The following is an 18,296-nucleotide window of genomic DNA, read 5'->3' as shown; positions in this document are numbered from 1 at the left end:
CGAAATCAAATTTCGGCTTCACCATGCATAAAAGGAATGTTACACTCAAAGCCGTAACGTTCCTTTATTTTTATGCGTAACTCATCGGCAGGTTCATTTTCCCCATGTACAAGAAAAATCCGTTCGGGCTTGTTTTCTAACGCTGAAAGCCAGTTTATCAAATCATGCTGATCGCCATGTGCCGATAAGCCTTCAATCTGTAGTATATTAGCTTCTACAGGGTAATGTTGTCCGTATATCTTGATGGTTTCATATCCCTCTAATAATTTGCGTCCACGGGTACCTTCGCCCTGATAGCCTACAAATATTACAGTTGTATTTGGTAATCCTATATAACGTTCAAAGTAAGACAGTACACGTCCTCCTGTAGCCATTCCACTCGCGGCAATCACAACCTTAGGCCTGTTATCAAATATTACTTTTATAGTGTCTTCATAATCGGTTATAACAGAGAACATTTTTGTCATTTCTATGCACTCATGAGCCGAAAGTTTGTGCCATTGCGGATTTTCATTAAAAACCCCCAGTACATTAGCCCCCATAGGAGTATCCAGTATATAAGGTATATCGGGTATTCTGTTCTCTTTTTTAAGCTCCCATAGCAGGTACATAATAGACTGCGCCCTTTCTACCGCAAAACCGGGTATAATAACCGTACCGTCTTTATGAAAGGTATTGTTGATATAGGTTTCCAGTTCCAGTTTAGGGTCGGTGTCAGGATGAAGCCTGTTTCCGTAGGTACTTTCTAAAAACACATAATCAGCTTTTTTAGGCTTGGTAGGAGGAAACATAAGTACATCATTATCCCTGCCTACATCGCCGGAAAATACCAGTGTTTTACCCTCTGCCTCAACCGTTATACTACAGGCACCTATAATATGCCCGGCATTGGTATAGGTAACCGAGATTTCGGCATCAATATTAAAAGTTTCGTTAGGTTTTATAACCCTGAATAGCGGGAATACCTCTTCGGCCTGTTCTACAGTATATAGCGGTTTTGCAACCTTGTGTTTAGAGAATTTCTTTTTATTGGCTTTTGCGGCTTCTTCTTCCTGTATCTTGGCGCTGTCTAGTAATATCAGTTTTGATATCTCTTTGGTAGGCCTTGTACAGTATATTTTTCCTTTAAACCCCTGTGCTACCAGTTTGGGCAGCCATCCGCAGTGATCTAAGTGCCCGTGTGTAAGCAATACATAATCTATGGTTTCGGCAGGTACGGGCAGTACTTCCCAGTTAAGTTCACGCAGTGCCTTTAATCCCTGAAAAAGTCCACAATCTAACAGAAAACGGATACCATTACTCTCTACAAGTGTTTTGGAGCCGGTTACCGTACCTGCCCCACCTAGGAATTTTATTTTCATATCATATATAATTACAAATGCCCGAAGCTTCTTTTATAACATTTCTCATACGGTTGGCACTAAGTCCTATCTTATCAAGGCTTTCAGTGTTATTAACCAGTTCTTTTACCAGTAGTATATCCAGTATGAGCAGTTTTTCTTTTTCGGCTGCCGTAAGAGATGTAAGGCAGGTTATAGGGTACAGGCAGTTATTATCTATTTTGGTTTTAATATTGTTCGCTTCAGGGTAATCCCAGCTTAAAAGGGATAACCCCGAGCAGGATGCAAAAGCTACCGCATCTCCTGTAAAGCGAGTGTTAGTAGCTATGGTACAGTTATCAATAGTTTCTTCAGTTTTGAAAATAGTATGCGTATTATATTTTACATCGTTGAACCTTGAGAGTATATACATAGGGACCTTAACATCCGACCGTACTTCGCGACTACCGTGAAACTTACATTCTACAATCCCAACCTTATCCTCCTTTTTGATAACCACATCAATTTCATGCGTAACACATTTTCCCTGTAAGGTAATATTTGTAGTTGCGGCAAACCCTTCGGAAGCATATAGGCGGGCTATAAACTTCTCAAAGAAAAATCCGGCAGGACCTAACATCTCTATAGCTCTACGCAGGTTGTATTTTGCAGCGTGCACGTTAGCCTCTTTTTTAAGAAGGCTGAAAGCCATTTTATAAATCTGTTTTGTACTTATACCATCATAAAGGTTTTTGTTTATCTCTTTTAGTATAAACTCCACCTTGTGTGGTTGGGCTCCCGACCGTAACAGGGAGTGCCTTAACTTATCCTGATTGAACTCAACAATATGCCCTGAATTTTTTACTACCTTCATAATAGGAATCTTACTATAAATGTAATGAAAAAATCCCGTCATTACTATGACGGGATTGTGTTGATATTATAAAAAGTTACCTGACTTCATCCAGTTTTTAAGATTATCCATCCATCGGTCGTCGGTGGAGCGGTTTATCATTCCGAAACCGTGTTCACCATGCGGATACAAAAGCATTTCACTCAGCACTCCGTTTTTTAGTAAAGCTTCGTAATAAGCAATACTGTTACCTACAGGTACGAGACCGTCATCGGCAGCATGAACCAAAAATGCAGGCGGGGTTTTGGCCGTAACCTGTAATTCGTTTGAGTATTGTTCAATCAGTTGTTTTGAAGGATTTTTCCCAATGAGGTTTATCCTGCTACCCATATGTGTAAGGCTGTCGGTAAAACTGATAACAGGGTATAGCAGTATGGAAAAGTCAGGACGGAGGGAAGTATGTTTCGGATTGGCAATAACTTCTCTTTCAAATTGGGTAGAGGTTGTGGCGGCAAGATGTCCTCCGGCAGAAAAGCCCAATATGCCTATTTTATTCGGGTCGATGTTCCATAGTTCGGCATTTTCACGAACCATTTGTATAGCACGCTGTGCGTCCTGTAGCGGAGCTATTTTTTTATCTTTCATAATGGTATCGTTTGGTAGGCGGTATTTTAGCATAAATGCCGTAACCCCCATTTTATTTAATGCCTCGGCTACATCTTTACCTTCGTGTCCGGTAGCAAGCACGGCATATCCGCCACCAGGGCAAATAATAACAGCCGATTTTTTATCAGATTGTTTTTGAGGCTTAAATACCGTAAGGGTAGGGATTGATACGTTTTGAGTAAGCAGGAAGCCACTGTATTTAGTCTCTTCTTTATTTTCGCCTGGTATGCTGTTGGGAATTGAATCTTTGTACAAAGGAATAACCTGCTGGGCAGTAACATTAATTGTAAATATTGCTGCCAGTAGTAAAAATGCGGTTTTCATAATGGTTGTAATTTGAGATGGGAAATTAAATATTTACTCGCGTATCTCAAAAAATATTATTGGTTAATTTGACCATTACAGAGGGCCGAGTATAAACGATAGGCTCATCAGTTGTTCTGTATCGTTTATTTTTTCTACGTAGTTTAGCACAACACATTCGGGAAAATCATCAATACCATAGGGTATTTCCTGATTGTAGGATAGCGATGCGCCCTGTTCGGTTTCATGCTTTAAAAGATGAATCCCACTTTCTACATCAAGAGGTACATTGATATAAGGATAAATACTTTCCATAAACCGAATGGCCTCTATATAGTTTTCCTGTATGGAATCAGATATCAGCCGGGTTTTAAACTCAAAAGTAATGTTTACATATTCGCAACCTTCGTTGTATACCTTTAATATACTGCCGTTGGGCAGTAAAGCAGTTTCTATGGCAGAAAGTCCGTCACTTTGCAGGGTAAACTTATGATTACTAAAGTATTTATTGGTAAGAGTAGGTTCGGCAGCACCCCTTACACAGTCGTTTTCCTGTTGTGCCATTACATCCTGATTAAACAGCATAGTTAAGGCTAATATGGTCGTTTTGATTAAATGTATCATAGCTTATGATCGTAAATCGTTTTTCTTTTCTAAAATTACGGTATTATTTATAAAGTATTCACCATTAATGTGATAGCTTTCTAAAAAACAGCTTTCTTCACTATGAAGCATAGGGTTTGTAATTTCTTTTTTAATGGTAAGACTATCCAGTTTAAAGGCCGTTTGGTTATCAATACGTACTTCATAACTGTTATTTAAAGGCATATTACGTTGTATGTTTCCCCAGTATTTTGTTGTTTCCAGTGACAGCGCCGGTATAGCTTCTAGAGCAAAGGAGTCTTTTACCTTTTTCCTGTCATACTCATAAATCATTATGTTATTGAGTTCGTCTTCTGTATATCCGGTAAAAGTGAAATTAAGGAAGCTTATTTGACCTGTAGCTGTGCTTTTCTCCTCGGGTGTTTTACAGCTCACTGCTGTTAGCATCAGTATTGTTATAGCTAGTTGTATCCTTTTCATCATTGTTTCTGTTTTTAGGGGCTGTAGTACAAAATTAAACCGAACCAATTGTACTACAGTACACTGTGACAATGAAGTTTATATATCACCGAATACCGTGAGGGAAGCCGTTTTTAAAAGCCTGAATTTTGTGATGAACTCTAAATTATATATTGAAATGGACTTTAAAACAATGTTGCAACTTCCGGCTATGCCAACGACAAAAATTATAGAAATACTACAACAGATAGTTGAAAAAGAGAGAGATAGCGATAATCCCGATATTCCGCAGGTAAGGATAACAGCAGGAGCATCAGGTTCGTATGCCGGTTACTTTATTGATTATAATAAAGACGATAGGGCTATACTTTTAGGCAACTGGTTTGATAACCAGTCAGAGCTTAATTATATTGATTATGGTATCGTTACCGGAATAACTGTAAGTAGAGCAAACAAGTACGCCTACCTGTTCTCAGATGGGAAAATTCCATTTGTACCAGCCGAAGGTGATGTGCCTACCATGCTTAAATTAAAAGAAGCAATAAAAGATACCCAAGCGGCACTTAAAATTGCCCTTAAAGTTCCGCATGACGTGATAATAGAATGGAACAAACCCGAAGTGCCACGCGATACCGATAAGTACTATGCTAAAGAGTTTTTAAGTACCCTTAAAAATGCTGTGGCATGTATTTGTGCCGATAATTTAGGGAGGGAAGCTTTTGCAGAAAGTGTAAAGAAACTGGTTTATGAATTTGGTACAGAGAATAAAGTAATACTTAACGGAGAAGAGATGTTAGTAACTGTAAACTTGGAGAGAAACTGGCAAACAATACCATCGGCTATTATGCTGCAGGAAATGATGGAAAAGTGCTTATAAAATACAAAGTTGATATAAATTAAAAAGCTCCTGAATTTCAGGAGCTTTTTATATGAAGGATTAGAAACAACAAAAACTACTACTATAGGTTGTTTTCAAGGTACTCTCTTATAGTTGTATCTGTATAATAACCACTATGATGCCCTCCATAACTTGCTTCAATTGTTAGGATACCGCTGTTAAGGTTAAGGTTTTTCTTTTCCTCAGCACCTTCGGCAGGTATATTGTTTACTACAATTTTAGTTATGCTTTCCTGTACGGCTTCTTTACCTACCGTGTCAGAACATAGTTCTTTAAAAGCATCTACCGTACGCTGTAAACATACGCTTGGTATAAACTTGATAGCTTCCATATCAAAAGAGTCCCAAGTGATGTCAATAGGAAGTTCTTTACCTACAATCTCGTTAAGCTCATTTTGATAGTTATCGAAATACTGCTCTTTAATGCCTTGGATGGCTTTTTTTTCCTGTAATCCCATAAATGTTATTTTTTTATTGATTTTCAAATATTTTACTACTGCCAAAATTAGCTTCTCAGTTACTGCTACACATGACCTCTTTACGGTAAATATTTTACTCACGGAATTCAGGGATTAGACACTTAAGGTTTTGCCGTAGCTTGGTTTTGTAAATTAAGACTATGAGAAAAATGATATATGTATTTGTAATTATAGCTGTTTTGGTGGTGTGTCGAGGGTGTATACCAAGCCTTATGGGCGGAGTGAGTAAAAAAACGGCAGCCGAAAACCTAACCCAATATTTAGAAAAGAATTTTAAGGGGGAACTGGGTTTTGAGGAGCTGGACCGCTTTTTTAATGAAGGAAACATGAACCCCAATATGTTTAGAGTTGTTGTGTATGAGAAAGCCCGCCCCGAAATACTGTTTGTAAGTTATTTTGATGCGAAGAAAATACTAACGCAAGAAGATGAAAAAAGCATAACAGTTTATCATAAAACAATCCCCGAACAATATAAGGATGCTAAAACAGATTATACCGCCAGAGAGCATATTAGAGAACACTTTAAAGACAGACTGAGCAAAATTGACTTTGGTTACTTTGAAACGACAGCTTTTTTTAATCATAGGGCAGAGGTAAGTGAGGTTAAAAGTATTACTGATGATTTTGAACAGCAGCTAAATTTATACAAGGACAGTTTAGTAGTAAGTAATACCCATAGGGTTGTTTTTGATATGGAAGAGGTAAACGGACTAACACTTAAAGTTGATTTTGATTCGGAGTCAGATAAGTTTACAGGGCAGCGTTTTGGAGTATGGCGAAAAAGTAAAAGCTATACTAAAATAGAAGAGGCATTAAAGCCCGAAATGTCAAACTACCTTAACAGTAATAATTTTGACCTGCAACTGCATGGTACGAATGCGTTTTTTTTAAGACAGACTGATTTTGCCGAGGGAGTATGGGTAAACTTCCTTGAAAAGAAAGGTACGGTACCTAATGATAAGGGGAGATGGCAGGATCCTGTAATTGCTTTTATATTTGTGTATTATGACCTCAATACAAGAACCGTCAAAAAACAGTTTGTAGAGAAACGTACTGTTTTTGATTCCTACATGGATGAACTGGAAAGGATAGGGAAGAACCTCCCTGCCGAATATTATTAATCTTCAAATAATCCCGACTCAATAGCAAACTTAACGGCTCCTGTAGTGGTTTTAGCACCTGTTTTAAGCAGTATGTTTTTACGGTGGGTTTCAACCGTGTTTACCGATATGAATAAAGCTTCTGATATTTCTTTTGAGGTAAGCTCATCGGCAAGTAGTTTAAGTACTTCTTTCTCCCTTTGAGAAAGCTCGATGTCTTTGTATTTTTTTCGTTCAAATACACTTTCCATATAGCGTTGTTTGATGATGTCTGAAAAGAATTGTTCACCATCTATAACAGTTCTTACAGCTTTTTGAAGTTCCTCCTTACTGGTAAATTTAGGTACAAAACCATCGGCTCCCTTTTGTATTACCTTGTGCACGGTACGGTGGTTATCCAGCATACTAAGCATAATGATTTTTATATCCGATTTATGTTTTTTAGCTTCTGTAAGCAGTTCAATACCATCCATTTTAGGCATATTGATATCACTTATAATCAGGTCGATTTCAAACTGTCCTAACAGCCTCATTACCTGTTTCCCTTCGGTAGCCAGGTGTACATCCTTAACCTGCGGCATTTCATTTAAAATGGTATGAAGCCCCTCTAAAAACATAAGATGATCGTCTGCTATAATGATATTTACTGTTTTCATGTTTATTCTTTTATAGGGATATTAATGGTTATTGAGGTTCCACTGTTGGCAGAGCTGTCTATATCAATAGTACCATGTACTTTTTCAATACGCTCGCTTATGTTACGCAGTCCAATTCCCTGTTTTTTATTTTTGGTAAAGCCCGTTCCGTTATCGTTTATTACAATGTTGAGGTAGTCTTCGTGTTTGGTTAGCTGTACTTCTGCTGTGGTGGCATTGGCATGTTTCAGTATGTTGTTTACCAGTTCCTGTACAATACGGTAGGCATCGGCAAGTAAGTCATCCGGTAGGTTATCTATTTCTTGCTCCGGGTAAAAGAAAGCTGTTATTTTTAATCCAGAACGCAGGCTTAACTGCCCTAAAAAGTCACGTAAAAAACTCGCAAACCCAATTTTTGAAAAGGGAAGGGGGTGTAACTGGTGTGACAGGCTCCTAAGGTCACGGCAGGCATTATCTATGCTTTGCAGCATGCGTTTTATTTGCGGATTATCTTTTTTATCACCGGCATAATGCTCAAAAGCAATTTTAATACCGGCAAGGTCACTGCCTATACCGTCGTGTATTTCTCTTGCCAGGCGGGCACGTTCTTCATCCTGTCCTTCCTGATAGCGCTCAATAACCGATATTTTATGGTCTTTTATAAGCTGATTGATTTCCTGCTTGGCATTTTCTTCCTTTTGTACTACCAATTGTTTTTGTACCCTTAAACGCAGTACATAAAAATAACGCAGTATAATAAGAGTGATAAGTACCAGTATAAACCCTGCTACAAAGGCATTACGTAGTACGGTTTGGCGCTTTACGGTAAGTTCGGCTTTTTGCAGTTCGGCCTCATTCAGTTTCTGTTCTTTTTCTAACAGGGCAATTCGGGTTTCCTTCAGTTCGGTTTCATAACGCTCCTGTAGTCCGGCTACATATTTTTCTTTGTCAACCGAATTGATTTTATTCTCGGTACTAATTCCTTTTTGGTAGTACAGTAATGCATTTTTATAGTCTTCCTGCTCTTCATATAGCTGAGAGAGGTTTTTATAGAAGTTAGCATTATAGCTAAGTAATGATTTTTCCTCACTTATGTCCAAAGCCCTTTGAAAGTAGTTAATGGCCTGTTGGGTATTGTTAAGCTTCATTTCACACAATCCCAAATCGTTAAGCACAATAGCCATGTCTGAACTGAAGTTGAGCTGTTCCAGTAGGGCAAGTGTTTTTTTAAGTTCAGGAATAGCCTCTTTATACTTTTTTTGTACTACCAAAAGCTGCGACAGGTTTATTTTAACATAAGCTATGGCAGCTTTATTGCCCTCACGCTCCCGGTATTTTAAAACGGTTTGGTAGTGTTTATAAGCTTCGGGATAGCGTCCCTGTTCCTTCAATATATTGGCAAAATTAAAAAGGGTTATAAGTACGCCATCGTCATCACCAAGAGCACGATACAAATTGGCTGCCCTATCCAGGTTTTCACTTGCTTTTTTATAGTCTTTCTGAAGGATGTATAGTGTTGCTATGTTTTGATAGGCATTGGCCTGTTGCTGTTTGTTATCTGATTTTTTAGCAAAGTCAATACACAGCATAAAGTTGTCCATAGCCTTTGGATAGTTGCCTGTGTTTTTATAGCCCAATGCCAAAATGTTATAGCACGCCGGAAGCCCCTGTTCAAAATCGAGCTTTTTTAAAATCTCAATGGCTTTGTTTATGTTGGCTATAGTAGCGTTATAATCGCCGGTAATGGAGCCAAGGTTACCAAGGGCATAATAGGCTTTTGCTTCATTTAGTGAAGAACCGCTTTTTTCGCTAAGCTTTAGCCATTCCCGTGCTGCTTTTTTCGCTTTTTTGGGATTACTGTTGAGTTCAGTTTTATAAATAGCCTGTAAAGAATCTATTTTTTTATCAATAGGGGTTTCCTGTGCAAATGCGTTACCGTATATCAGTAAGCAAAGGCAGATTAAAACAGATATTTTACAGGCTATTCTTGGCATATATGAGAGTCACAAATTTAATTGATTTAGGAAAAATACTCCGACTTTAACGTTCTTTTAATATCCTTTAAACTCTCTTTTTCATTTTGCGACAATCCGGTTTCTATTTCCTCACTTAATCGTAAAAGATTATACCTAAGAAACAACTCTTCAGGATAGTGCTCATCAGCCATTACCTGCAGGCGTTTACAGTCGGTTTTTTGTGGTGTTTGCCAGCTCATTCGCATACTGGTATAACGTGTTGCAGTTTCTATATTACCTAAGTTTCTTTCGCAATCTAAAAGAACTGCCGCATTGTGATTGTAATCTTTTTCCTCTTCAAATGCCGTATTAGGATAGTATTCCATTAGCATTTTATAGGCTTTGATGGCTTGTTCATACTTTTTAAGTGTGTAAAGTATATAAGCATAACGGTAATCTATAAGCCACTCCCTTTGGGTTGGGTCATACGCCATTATTTTATCATATAATTCTAATGTATATTCCTCGTGTCCTTCGCTTCTGCAGGCACGCCAAAAGGCACGCTTGTAACAATATACGATTTCCCAGCCCATATCACCGGTCTGTTCAAAAGCCTGTGCCGATGCCAGGTTGAAACCCATTATCCAAAATCGTAATGCATTACCAAAATAATCCATAGGAGTTTGAGGGTTGTTGATAACACTGTCATTGGTTACTTCGGGCACCTCCGGAATTTCCTGGTAATCATCATAATCAAAAGCGATGAGCCATTGCAGTATAGGTAACAGTTGCGTATGTAGCCTGTTGTTCCTGTAAGCTTCAGATGCATATTCATAACAACGGCGATAATCGCCAATAATAAATATAATCTCAACACATTGGTTAATGGTGTTCCAGTATTCATTCCCTTTTTTACTACAGTAGGAAAGTTTGTGTTTCACATCGTCAAAAAACAGTTTATACTTTTTCTGACTCTTGTAAATCATCATTCTTAACTGATAGATAGGGATGATATAAGGTGTATGGCTAAAATACTTTACACCATCTTCAAGGCATTCCAACGCATTTATCTGGTAGCCCAAATGAGCAAAAGCATCGGCTTTATAAAAAATGGTAGCCTCGTTAGGTACGTTTCTAACCTCATACTGGTTAATTGTTTTGATTACATTGTTCCAGTCGGCCATCAGTCTGTAAAAAATAGTAAGCTGCTGGTAGTAGGTTTTAGGAGGTAATCCCTGTAAATGCGCTGTACTAAGTGTATTGTATGCTTCTACCGGATCTTTATCTACAGTAAGCTGTGCATTACTTTTAAGCACTGTTAAAAATGCATTGTTTGGATCGAGTTCCAACCCCGCATTTACGTAGTGTGCCGCTTTTTCGGCTTCTCCAGTATAATGGTATGCATTTGCAAGGAAAAAGTTATACATAATACGGTTTTGAACCTTATTAATGTTGGCAAGTTCCCAATAGGCAGCAAGGTCATTAAACTCGTTTATTTGTTCCATCTGTTCTAAATCAGTAAAAGAGTAGCCTTCCAGTACTTCCTTTACCAATCCATAAGCACTGTATGCATGAAAGTAGTTTGCCAGTAACAAAACAGAGTTAAAATCAAGCTCTTTATCTCTCCATCCTTCCTGCCATTTTTTGGAAACTTTGTCAAACCCTTTCCTGTATATACACGTTTGTATATCAAGATGGATAAGCTTTTTATTCTGTTGGTTTATAATATGATACTCTTTCAGCTCATCAATAGCAGTCATGTTACAACTTTGAATAGCCAGGTCAAAACAGCTGCTGGCTATATCCTCATCTGTACTTATATTTTCAGACTGCTCCATTACTACTTTTAACAGCTGTTCTCTGCTATGCATTAACATTAACTGTGCAAATGAAGCTTCCGGATACAGCTCGGTTAAATGCTCCAGTATTATAATAGCATTATTATGCTGACCAAGCTCTTGTAGTTTTTTTGCATAGGCATTAAGCAGGCTTAAATCATCTGGATATTTTAGCAGTGCCCTTTGCATAATCTCTTCAGGGCATTCATTGTAAAAACTGCATATTAACTGATAGTCGGGTAGGGTGATTGTGTTATGTCTTTCCAGTAAGTCACTGTATTTTTTTATGAACTCTATGTCCAAATCATTGTCATAAATAGTCCAGTAAATAATACCTATGCGGTAAAAACGGATTCTTATTAAATCATCAATATTTCCTTCGTTACCGGTAACCATTTCCTGAGCGGCTCTTATAGCTTTATTAACCTCTTCCCAACGGCCTTCACGATAGGCTAATTCAGCCACTTCTATATAATTTTCTAATGTGTTCTCCATGGTTATGAATTTAAATTACCATTGTGTAAACCAATGAGGGTTAGTGATTTTTAAATATCTGAGGCTTTGCAGTACCGATTGTTCGCTGTTGGCAAAAAAAGCCATATCCGAAGCCATATTTGCGGTCATGAACTGATGCCCTATAAGTACATTTTCATGAAACGAATCCCAGTTATTAAAAATCTTTTTTACACTGGTGGTAATATCTGTAAGCCTTAATTCCATTTCGGTTTCATCAATAAAACCCGAAGCTCCACCCATACGAAGCAGGAATACTGCCATAGCCAAATCATATCCGGCAAGGGAAGTTTTATATAACGAAAAACGATGCGGCCATACTATCCTGTAATAGTTTCGGTCAATAACATATTTTTGATTCTCTAATAGCTTGATATATTCTTCTTCACTGTATATCCTGAGTTTACAGGCTATATCACGAAAGTTGTTAGAGGCTTTCCTGATAACTTCATGAATATAAACACTGTTGCGAAGCTCTCTTGCCGATTTTATATTATAGGTTTTCAGGAGTTTTTTAGCCAGATATTTATGGGTTTCATTTTCGGGATCCAGTCCAAACCATGAGTCGTGTTTTATGTTCTTATGAAAGTTTTCCATAAGCACAGCCGATAGGTTTAACTGTTCCTGTATTTCTTCGGTTATTTCTGTTGTACTTGTACTCATTGCATTATCCCTTTAATTCGTTTGCTACCTGTTTTAGACCATCGGTAAAAATTTGACTGTATGCACCCGAGTTGGCCATTGCTTCAAGCCCCTGCTGGTAAGAAGGGGCAAACATGGTATTTTTAACCAACTGCCCGAATACCATACGGCACATTGCTCCAAAATTGGAATATTGGGCACCCATTTCAGTATCTGTATCCAGTATAGCCATATAAATGGCCTGATACAGTTCCATGGCAACATCGGTATTTTCGGCAAGCCAGTTTCTGGACTCTTCTATTTTTATGGTTAGTGGGGTTATAATCATAGGGTTATCGGTATCACTGTCTTTATAACCGTTTATATATTGGGTTACCTTTTGCATGTTTTCCCTTGTAACCGTAAACGTAGCCATAAACGTACTTAGCTCGGCAACCAATGAGGATTGTGCAGCCATAGCTTCGGCAGTATTTACCGTTTTCTTAGTAGAAGATGTTATTACCGTGTTAGTATAAATGTCCTCATCATCTTCTTTTTCCTCATCAAAATGATACTCATATAACTTCTCTATATAATTTTCGATTTTCGCCTGAAGGAAGAAATCTAGTTTACCCGATGTTACATATTCATATAAGTATTTTACTAATGGTTTAGGGAATTTATCGTTATCAATACCTTCTATTAATTTGGCAATATGGGCGCTAATATCTTTGCAAATCTTTTTCTGTACATTTTCTCCTTCGGGTAACAAACCATCCTTGTCCATAAAACGCATCAATAACTCAAAGATTTTGGTTAGAACTATGCTGCTGTCTTCCTCACAGTTATTAAAGTAATCAATAACCCTGTTATGGTGTATATTAAGTACGCTGGAAACCCATTTTACATCTTTACCACTACTATAGTAATAGTCATTTAAATAATTATACAGATTAGGTAGCTGCTCTTTGGTTAAAGGATCGTTTTCATTTCCTATAAATATCTTTTCGGCATATTCGTCACATTCTTCAGATATGGAATAATGAACATCCTTTAATCCCCATATATCAACAATAATGTCAATATCATCAGTGCCTTCGTTTAAGTTTATAAGCAGATTATAAATAATCCTGATATAGGTTTCCTGTATATAGGTGTCGGCTTTATAAGCATTATGTGCAAGGTATATAAGGGCACGGTGTATTTGTAGACGTCTTTCTTCGGCTATGTAATTTTTTAGGGAATGCGGCGCATGGTTTAACCCTAACAATACAAATCGCACTAACGGATCGTTAAGCCCGTTACCATAATGGCTCATAAACCATTTGAAGAACTCCTCTTCGCCTTTAAACAGCTTTTCTGTAACATAATAAAAGCTGATATGGTATCCTATGCCTTTATGCTGCATTATTGGGAGTTCCTTTCTATATTCCTCACGTAGTAAAATAGAGAACTGCTCATTATAAAACTCTACAATTTCAGTAGGTATGGTATTGGTGTCAGCTTGGTTGTACCACAACTTTAACAGCGATAACGGCGTTTTTTTAGTATCGTTAAACGTTAAGCAGTGCTTACCGTATTTTTCCATTACCTCTGTATAGAAGTTTACCGAATTATCTCTTGTAAGCCACTCCACAAACCTGTCATAACACTTTTCTATAGTTATACCATCAGCCTCATCTGTTTTATGATAAAACAGGAACACATCGTTACCGTCCCATTGCCTGTGGTGTAATAAGTTAAGAAAGGGATAACTTCCGTTGGCCTGCATGTTAAGGATTTCCTTACCCTGTTCCTTAATAAATTTCATACTTTCTTTAAAGACATCAAGTATTTTATAACCAAGGGTAAAGTCTACCTTTTTTCCTTCAATGACACTCGTTGGTAAACCGTACGGATTTTTTAATATCCAGTTGCTCATAAGGTCAAAAGCATTATTACCATAACCAGCACCTACCGGTAGTATGTTAACAAAGCTGTTTACTAGTTTTTCGTTATCATCATCAAAAAAGTTACGGATAAAATCCTTGTCTATCTGGAAAGGGTAGGAGTAATAGTTACCGTCTTCGGGCGATTTTGCCACATAAGTTTCCCTAAATAATCCGTATAGATAGGCCTTGTGCCCAAAATAGTCGGCATTAATATAGTCTCTTATATCAAGGCTGGCATGTATTATATATTTACTAAGCGGAACCGAAGCCGTTTCAGAATACACAATCAGCAAACGGAACACCTCAAAAATCCTTTGTACAAATACCTTTTCAAAAGCCCTGTATTGCAGGAAGGTTTGAGTAAAACGAAGGAAGTTTATCAGTTTCTGTATATCCTCTGCATCAGGGTAGTAACCTGACTCTACAACAGGCAACCACGATGCGATAAATTCATATCCTTTTTCCTCATCACTGTAGCATTGCGGTACATCAAAAAACATTTTGGCCGCTTCAGTGTAGTTTATGTCTTTCTTTACCCTATGGGAAAGTATTTTGGTTAAACCCTCCCTGTCATCTCTGTTTTTGCAGAAGTGTATTAGGGTATCCCATTCCTCCTGAGTAGGAGTAGAGAAGCGTGCCGCATAGTTTAAATAACTATTGATTTTATCATCACTATAGGTGCTAAACAGTTTACCAAACAGGGTTGTGTTACCCCATTCCCTTATCAGCGCATTTGCTGCCTGTGTAAATGCATCAGGATATACGCCTATAACGTTTTTCCCATGTTCGTTTTGAAAATTAATATCATCCTGCTTAACAAAATCAATTAATGCGATTAGCTGATGCTCATTGAACTTTGAATCGGTTAATATCTTTTCATACGAATCAGAGTTGTCTGTAAGTAACCATGAATAGGCATTATAACACGCCGGTTTATCCATTTTGGAAATAAGGATAATTTTCTCCTTATCATTAAACAGCAGGGCGGCTCCTAAAACCAAATCAGGGTCATGATGATCCAGCGCTTCTTTAGCTATTTGGGTAAAATAGTCATATTGTATATGATTGCTCATTTCCAGTTTGTCCAGTAAATGGACAAGCGCTACCCCTGCATAAGGCTTTAAATAGGCAATATCAAGTACAGGTAGTAAAACATCAAGAAATACATCTAGGGAGGTTTTACTATCTTTAAGTTTAGTGCAGTCATTAGTCCTTATAGGTTCCCAGCTAAAACGGTGGTCAAACGAGTTAGGGTGCGAAAGCCATAATGCCATTTCCATACGAACGGGAAATTCAGGATCTGCCACCTCATATAGTACGCGCTTGCACCAGTAGGGATGAAAGTTATAAGGATATTCACGGTTGTTGGCTATTTCGGCCAATCTGAACACGGTAGATGATAACGAATTATTTAATGGATCTTGGAGTAGTTTTTCAACTGTAATATCCTTTTTAAGCAACTCATCAAAGGTTTTCAGGGTATTATCCGGAAATGGTATTTGGGAAATCATATCGTTTTCCACCCTCATCACGGCATAATCACCCTTTACCAGCAGATAAGGCTCCAGCATATATGCCTGCTCTTTGGAAAACTGTATAACCTTGTAGTGCTTATTGTAGGTTTGCTGATGCTGTGACAACTTTACATCAGTCAATTCTTTAACTTTGGCAGGCAGTTCTAACTGACTTACACCAAGGCTTTTTAATATCCTGGCAGGACCAAAATATTTATCTTCCATTACTTCGGTACCACAATGTTTACAGAAGTTACCTGATGAAGGAGTAAGGTCGGCACACCAAACACAGCGTACGTCTGCACGCACCGAGCTTCCACACTCTATACATAAATCTCCTTGTTGCCAGTCGTTAGGCTGCTTAGTATGGCAGCTTTCGCAATAAATGACTTCGGCCATGATTTATCGGTTTTTACGAATTCTTGCCCACATGTTTTCTTTTTCCTGCGGAGTCATTTCTTTCACCATTTTTACAATAGCGTTTTTAGACTCGCCTTCGCGTTTAAGGAATAGTGCTATTTCAAAATCAGCAGAAGGTACAAACTCCGAACCGCAGGAACGACAGAATTTACCCGGCCCCGAGCTAAAACACCAATGGCAGTTTAATACCGGTTCTGCCTGATTACCACATGATAAACATAGGTCTCCGGTTTTATAATCTTTTGGTTGCTTGGTGCCACAGTGTACACACTTAACCACATCGGCACTTTCTACTACTATAGGTTGCTGTTGTGCGGTTTCATTCTCTTGTTGTGTGATAACTTCCTGTTGTGTTTTTGCATCCACTGCCCATAGCATAATTTTATCAGCAGTTTCTTCGTCAAGTCCGGTAATGTCTATAAGTGTTTGGGTGTCGCCAATCATTTCAAAATCGGCTTTTTGTTGTATACCGGCTTCGGCAAGTGCGGTTAAATGGTCGTTGTTAAGTCCCTTTGACTTTAATATATTCTTTAAAAGTTTAGGTAATGAGTTTGTTGTATCCATGCTTGAATTTTTTTTATAAAAGTATTTTAAAACGCAAACAGGTTTTTCACCATTACGAAGTACTTTTGCTTATCCCTGAATTCAGTGATAAGGGGGTAGTGGGTAATAATGCATTGCAATTTTGATTTTAGGAATAATCTATTACCCTTATTGTACTGATATTTTTTTAAAACGATATCCTACCCGTTATTTAGATGATAAAAACCTGAAATGAAATTTTTGAGATAGTATTTACAAGTCATATAATGATCATTTGGTATTGATGGGGGCAATAACCAATTCATTTTATACTATCAGTAGTAACTCTATTTTTACTAAGTTTTTACTATCGTATGATTTTACCAGCTATTACTAAATAGAACCATGTTTATATATGAAGTTTTAGTAATCATAGTCTTCATTGTCATCATCATAGTCAATTTTGAAAGTGTCTAAAAAAGCTGCAAGATTATCGGCTATCCATTCCCCTTTTTCATAGTCAGCACCAAATGCTATAATCTGTCCCGGAGTTCCGTTTTTATCAGGAGCAAAATCCATAGCCATAAAGTTACCGTCTTCCAAATCAAAAAAAGGTACCCAGTATGGCGTAACATATAATCCCAGAACTTTCTTTTTACGATCCGGACTTTTCTTTAGTTCTCCCAATGTCCAGCCGTCATAAATGGTTTTCCAGTTAATCCATTCTTCTAAAATATTTTCGGCGGTTAAAAAGGGGATATCTTCTATACCATCGTGTAGTTTGAGTAATTCCTGTAAAGCTTTAGGGAAAGCAAATCCTGCAGTTTTTTCAAACTCTTCATAAACTTCTTCATTGTCGGCAGGTGGAGCAAAAGCAGGATTAAACTGTTTCATCATCTGGTCAAAAGCAGTTTTAATGGCAGTTGTATCAACATGGCTTTCCGGCTGATAGTACTTTGTCATGTAGTTAGCTTTCTCTTTTGCCAGTTTAGCCTCATTGTATTTTTTAGGAGCATTATCAAAAAGGTATTTTCCTGTTTCATTAAAAATGCGATTGTTCATTTTTATTGACCCACCAATGCTTATTATGGAATATTCATTTGACGCAAACTGTAGTAGTGACTGCATATCTCTGTCTTCATAATCATCTCTTAAAACAATTTCCATCCATTTGTAGAACAGAGGAGAACCGACTATCTTTATAGGTAATATCTGTTTGTTTTGAAGGAATAGGAAACCGTAATATATACCCGAAATTTCTTTTGGAGCAATAAGGAATAATCTTTCTACCTTTTGTTCAACCTGCATGGAAAATACCTGAATTAGATTGTCCCTAAATTCAAGTATCTCTGAAGTGCCAGGTTTTGTATCAGAATCCAATAACTCCTTACCCGAAAGAGCATAGCTTTCTATTGGAAAGAAGGTAATATCATTCCACTGAGTTTTTTTAAGGTTGTTATTATATTCTAAAAAGTAAGATGTGGTTATACCGGAATTTTTCATGCGTTATATTTTATCCCAAAATGATAAGGTAAAACTATAACAGCCTCTTTAGTTATTTATCCCTGATTGCAGTGATTTTATTAATAACAAAAAATCCCCAACCATTCGGTTGGGGATTTTAATTTTATATCGGTTCAGGTTTATGGCCTGTACTTGATTACTTTT

15 protein-coding genes are annotated in these 18,296 nt (G+C 37.6%); 2 read left to right on the top strand and 13 right to left on the bottom strand.

Annotated elements, in window-relative coordinates:
* Positions 1 to 5: 5 nt before the first annotated feature.
* From ABS768_RS07385 to ABS768_RS07365, 5 genes are all read right to left on the bottom strand, one after another.
* A complete protein-coding gene (locus tag ABS768_RS07385; protein ID WP_408074326.1) occupies positions 6 to 1,361 on the bottom strand; it encodes an MBL fold metallo-hydrolase in 1,356 nt (451 codons plus the stop codon).
* Position 1,362: 1 nt separating this feature from the next.
* A complete protein-coding gene (locus tag ABS768_RS07380) occupies positions 1,363 to 2,193 on the bottom strand; it encodes an ATP cone domain-containing protein (RefSeq protein WP_408074324.1) in 831 nt (276 codons plus the stop codon).
* A 66-nt stretch (positions 2,194 to 2,259) separates the two neighbouring features.
* Complete coding sequence (locus ABS768_RS07375) at positions 2,260 to 3,162, bottom strand: alpha/beta hydrolase (RefSeq protein ID WP_408074322.1); 903 nt, start codon at positions 3,160 to 3,162, stop codon at positions 2,260 to 2,262.
* A 75-nt stretch (positions 3,163 to 3,237) separates the two neighbouring features.
* Positions 3,238 to 3,765: a hypothetical protein gene (locus ABS768_RS07370; protein ID WP_408074320.1), complete on the bottom strand. Its 528-nt coding sequence runs from the start codon at positions 3,763 to 3,765 to the stop codon at positions 3,238 to 3,240.
* A 3-nt stretch (positions 3,766 to 3,768) separates the two neighbouring features.
* On the bottom strand, positions 3,769 to 4,227 hold the full coding sequence (locus tag ABS768_RS07365; protein WP_408074319.1) for a hypothetical protein: 459 nt from the start codon (positions 4,225 to 4,227) through the stop codon (positions 3,769 to 3,771).
* A 130-nt stretch (positions 4,228 to 4,357) separates the two neighbouring features.
* Here ABS768_RS07365 and ABS768_RS07360 point away from each other — a divergent pair, with 130 nt between their 5' ends.
* A complete protein-coding gene (locus ABS768_RS07360; protein ID WP_408074318.1) occupies positions 4,358 to 5,080 on the top strand; it encodes a hypothetical protein in 723 nt (240 codons plus the stop codon).
* An 82-nt stretch (positions 5,081 to 5,162) separates the two neighbouring features.
* On the opposite strand, the gene ABS768_RS07355 is transcribed toward ABS768_RS07360, so the two are convergent.
* Complete coding sequence (locus ABS768_RS07355; protein WP_408074317.1) at positions 5,163 to 5,558, bottom strand: hypothetical protein; 396 nt, start codon at positions 5,556 to 5,558, stop codon at positions 5,163 to 5,165.
* 161 nt (positions 5,559 to 5,719) lie between these two features.
* Here ABS768_RS07355 and ABS768_RS07350 point away from each other — a divergent pair, with 161 nt between their 5' ends.
* The gene (locus ABS768_RS07350; RefSeq protein ID WP_408074315.1) at positions 5,720 to 6,700 is read left to right on the top strand and encodes a hypothetical protein; all 981 of its coding nucleotides are present in this window, start codon (positions 5,720 to 5,722) and stop codon (positions 6,698 to 6,700) included.
* Here ABS768_RS07350 and ABS768_RS07345 read toward each other — a convergent pair.
* The 7 genes from ABS768_RS07345 to ABS768_RS07315 all read right to left on the bottom strand — a co-directional run bounded on the left by ABS768_RS07345 (position 6,697) and on the right by ABS768_RS07315 (position 18,131).
* Positions 6,697 to 7,335 (bottom strand): response regulator, encoded by a 639-nt coding sequence (locus ABS768_RS07345; RefSeq protein ID WP_408074314.1) that lies wholly within the window; start codon positions 7,333 to 7,335, stop codon positions 6,697 to 6,699. The two genes, ABS768_RS07350 and ABS768_RS07345, sit on opposite strands and share 4 nt — an antisense overlap.
* A gap of 2 nt (positions 7,336 to 7,337) precedes the next feature.
* Positions 7,338 to 9,308, bottom strand: coding sequence for a tetratricopeptide repeat-containing sensor histidine kinase (locus tag ABS768_RS07340; protein ID WP_408074313.1), 1,971 nt, complete (start codon positions 9,306 to 9,308; stop codon positions 7,338 to 7,340).
* A 26-nt stretch (positions 9,309 to 9,334) separates the two neighbouring features.
* Complete coding sequence (locus ABS768_RS07335; RefSeq protein ID WP_408074312.1) at positions 9,335 to 11,602, bottom strand: tetratricopeptide repeat protein; 2,268 nt, start codon at positions 11,600 to 11,602, stop codon at positions 9,335 to 9,337.
* 15 nt (positions 11,603 to 11,617) lie between these two features.
* Positions 11,618 to 12,283 (bottom strand): DUF1266 domain-containing protein, encoded by a 666-nt coding sequence (locus tag ABS768_RS07330; protein WP_330443879.1) that lies wholly within the window; start codon positions 12,281 to 12,283, stop codon positions 11,618 to 11,620.
* Between the two features lie 4 nt (positions 12,284 to 12,287).
* Positions 12,288 to 16,085, bottom strand: coding sequence for a zinc ribbon domain-containing protein (locus ABS768_RS07325; RefSeq protein ID WP_408074310.1), 3,798 nt, complete (start codon positions 16,083 to 16,085; stop codon positions 12,288 to 12,290).
* Positions 16,086 to 16,088: 3 nt separating this feature from the next.
* Complete coding sequence (locus tag ABS768_RS07320; protein WP_408074308.1) at positions 16,089 to 16,670, bottom strand: helix-hairpin-helix domain-containing protein; 582 nt, start codon at positions 16,668 to 16,670, stop codon at positions 16,089 to 16,091.
* 381 nt (positions 16,671 to 17,051) lie between these two features.
* Positions 17,052 to 18,131 carry an SMI1/KNR4 family protein gene (locus ABS768_RS07315; protein WP_408074306.1) on the bottom strand — a complete coding sequence of 360 codons (1,080 nt, stop codon included), beginning with the start codon at positions 18,129 to 18,131 and terminating at the stop codon, positions 17,052 to 17,054.
* Between the last annotated feature and the right edge of the window lie 165 nt (positions 18,132 to 18,296).

The sequence above is a fragment of the Flavobacterium rhizophilum genome, assembly GCF_046000485.1.
In the GTDB taxonomy this organism is placed as follows: Bacteria; Bacteroidota; Bacteroidia; order Flavobacteriales; family Flavobacteriaceae; genus Flavobacterium; species Flavobacterium rhizophilum.
This window is presented reverse-complemented; position numbering and strand designations above follow the sequence as displayed.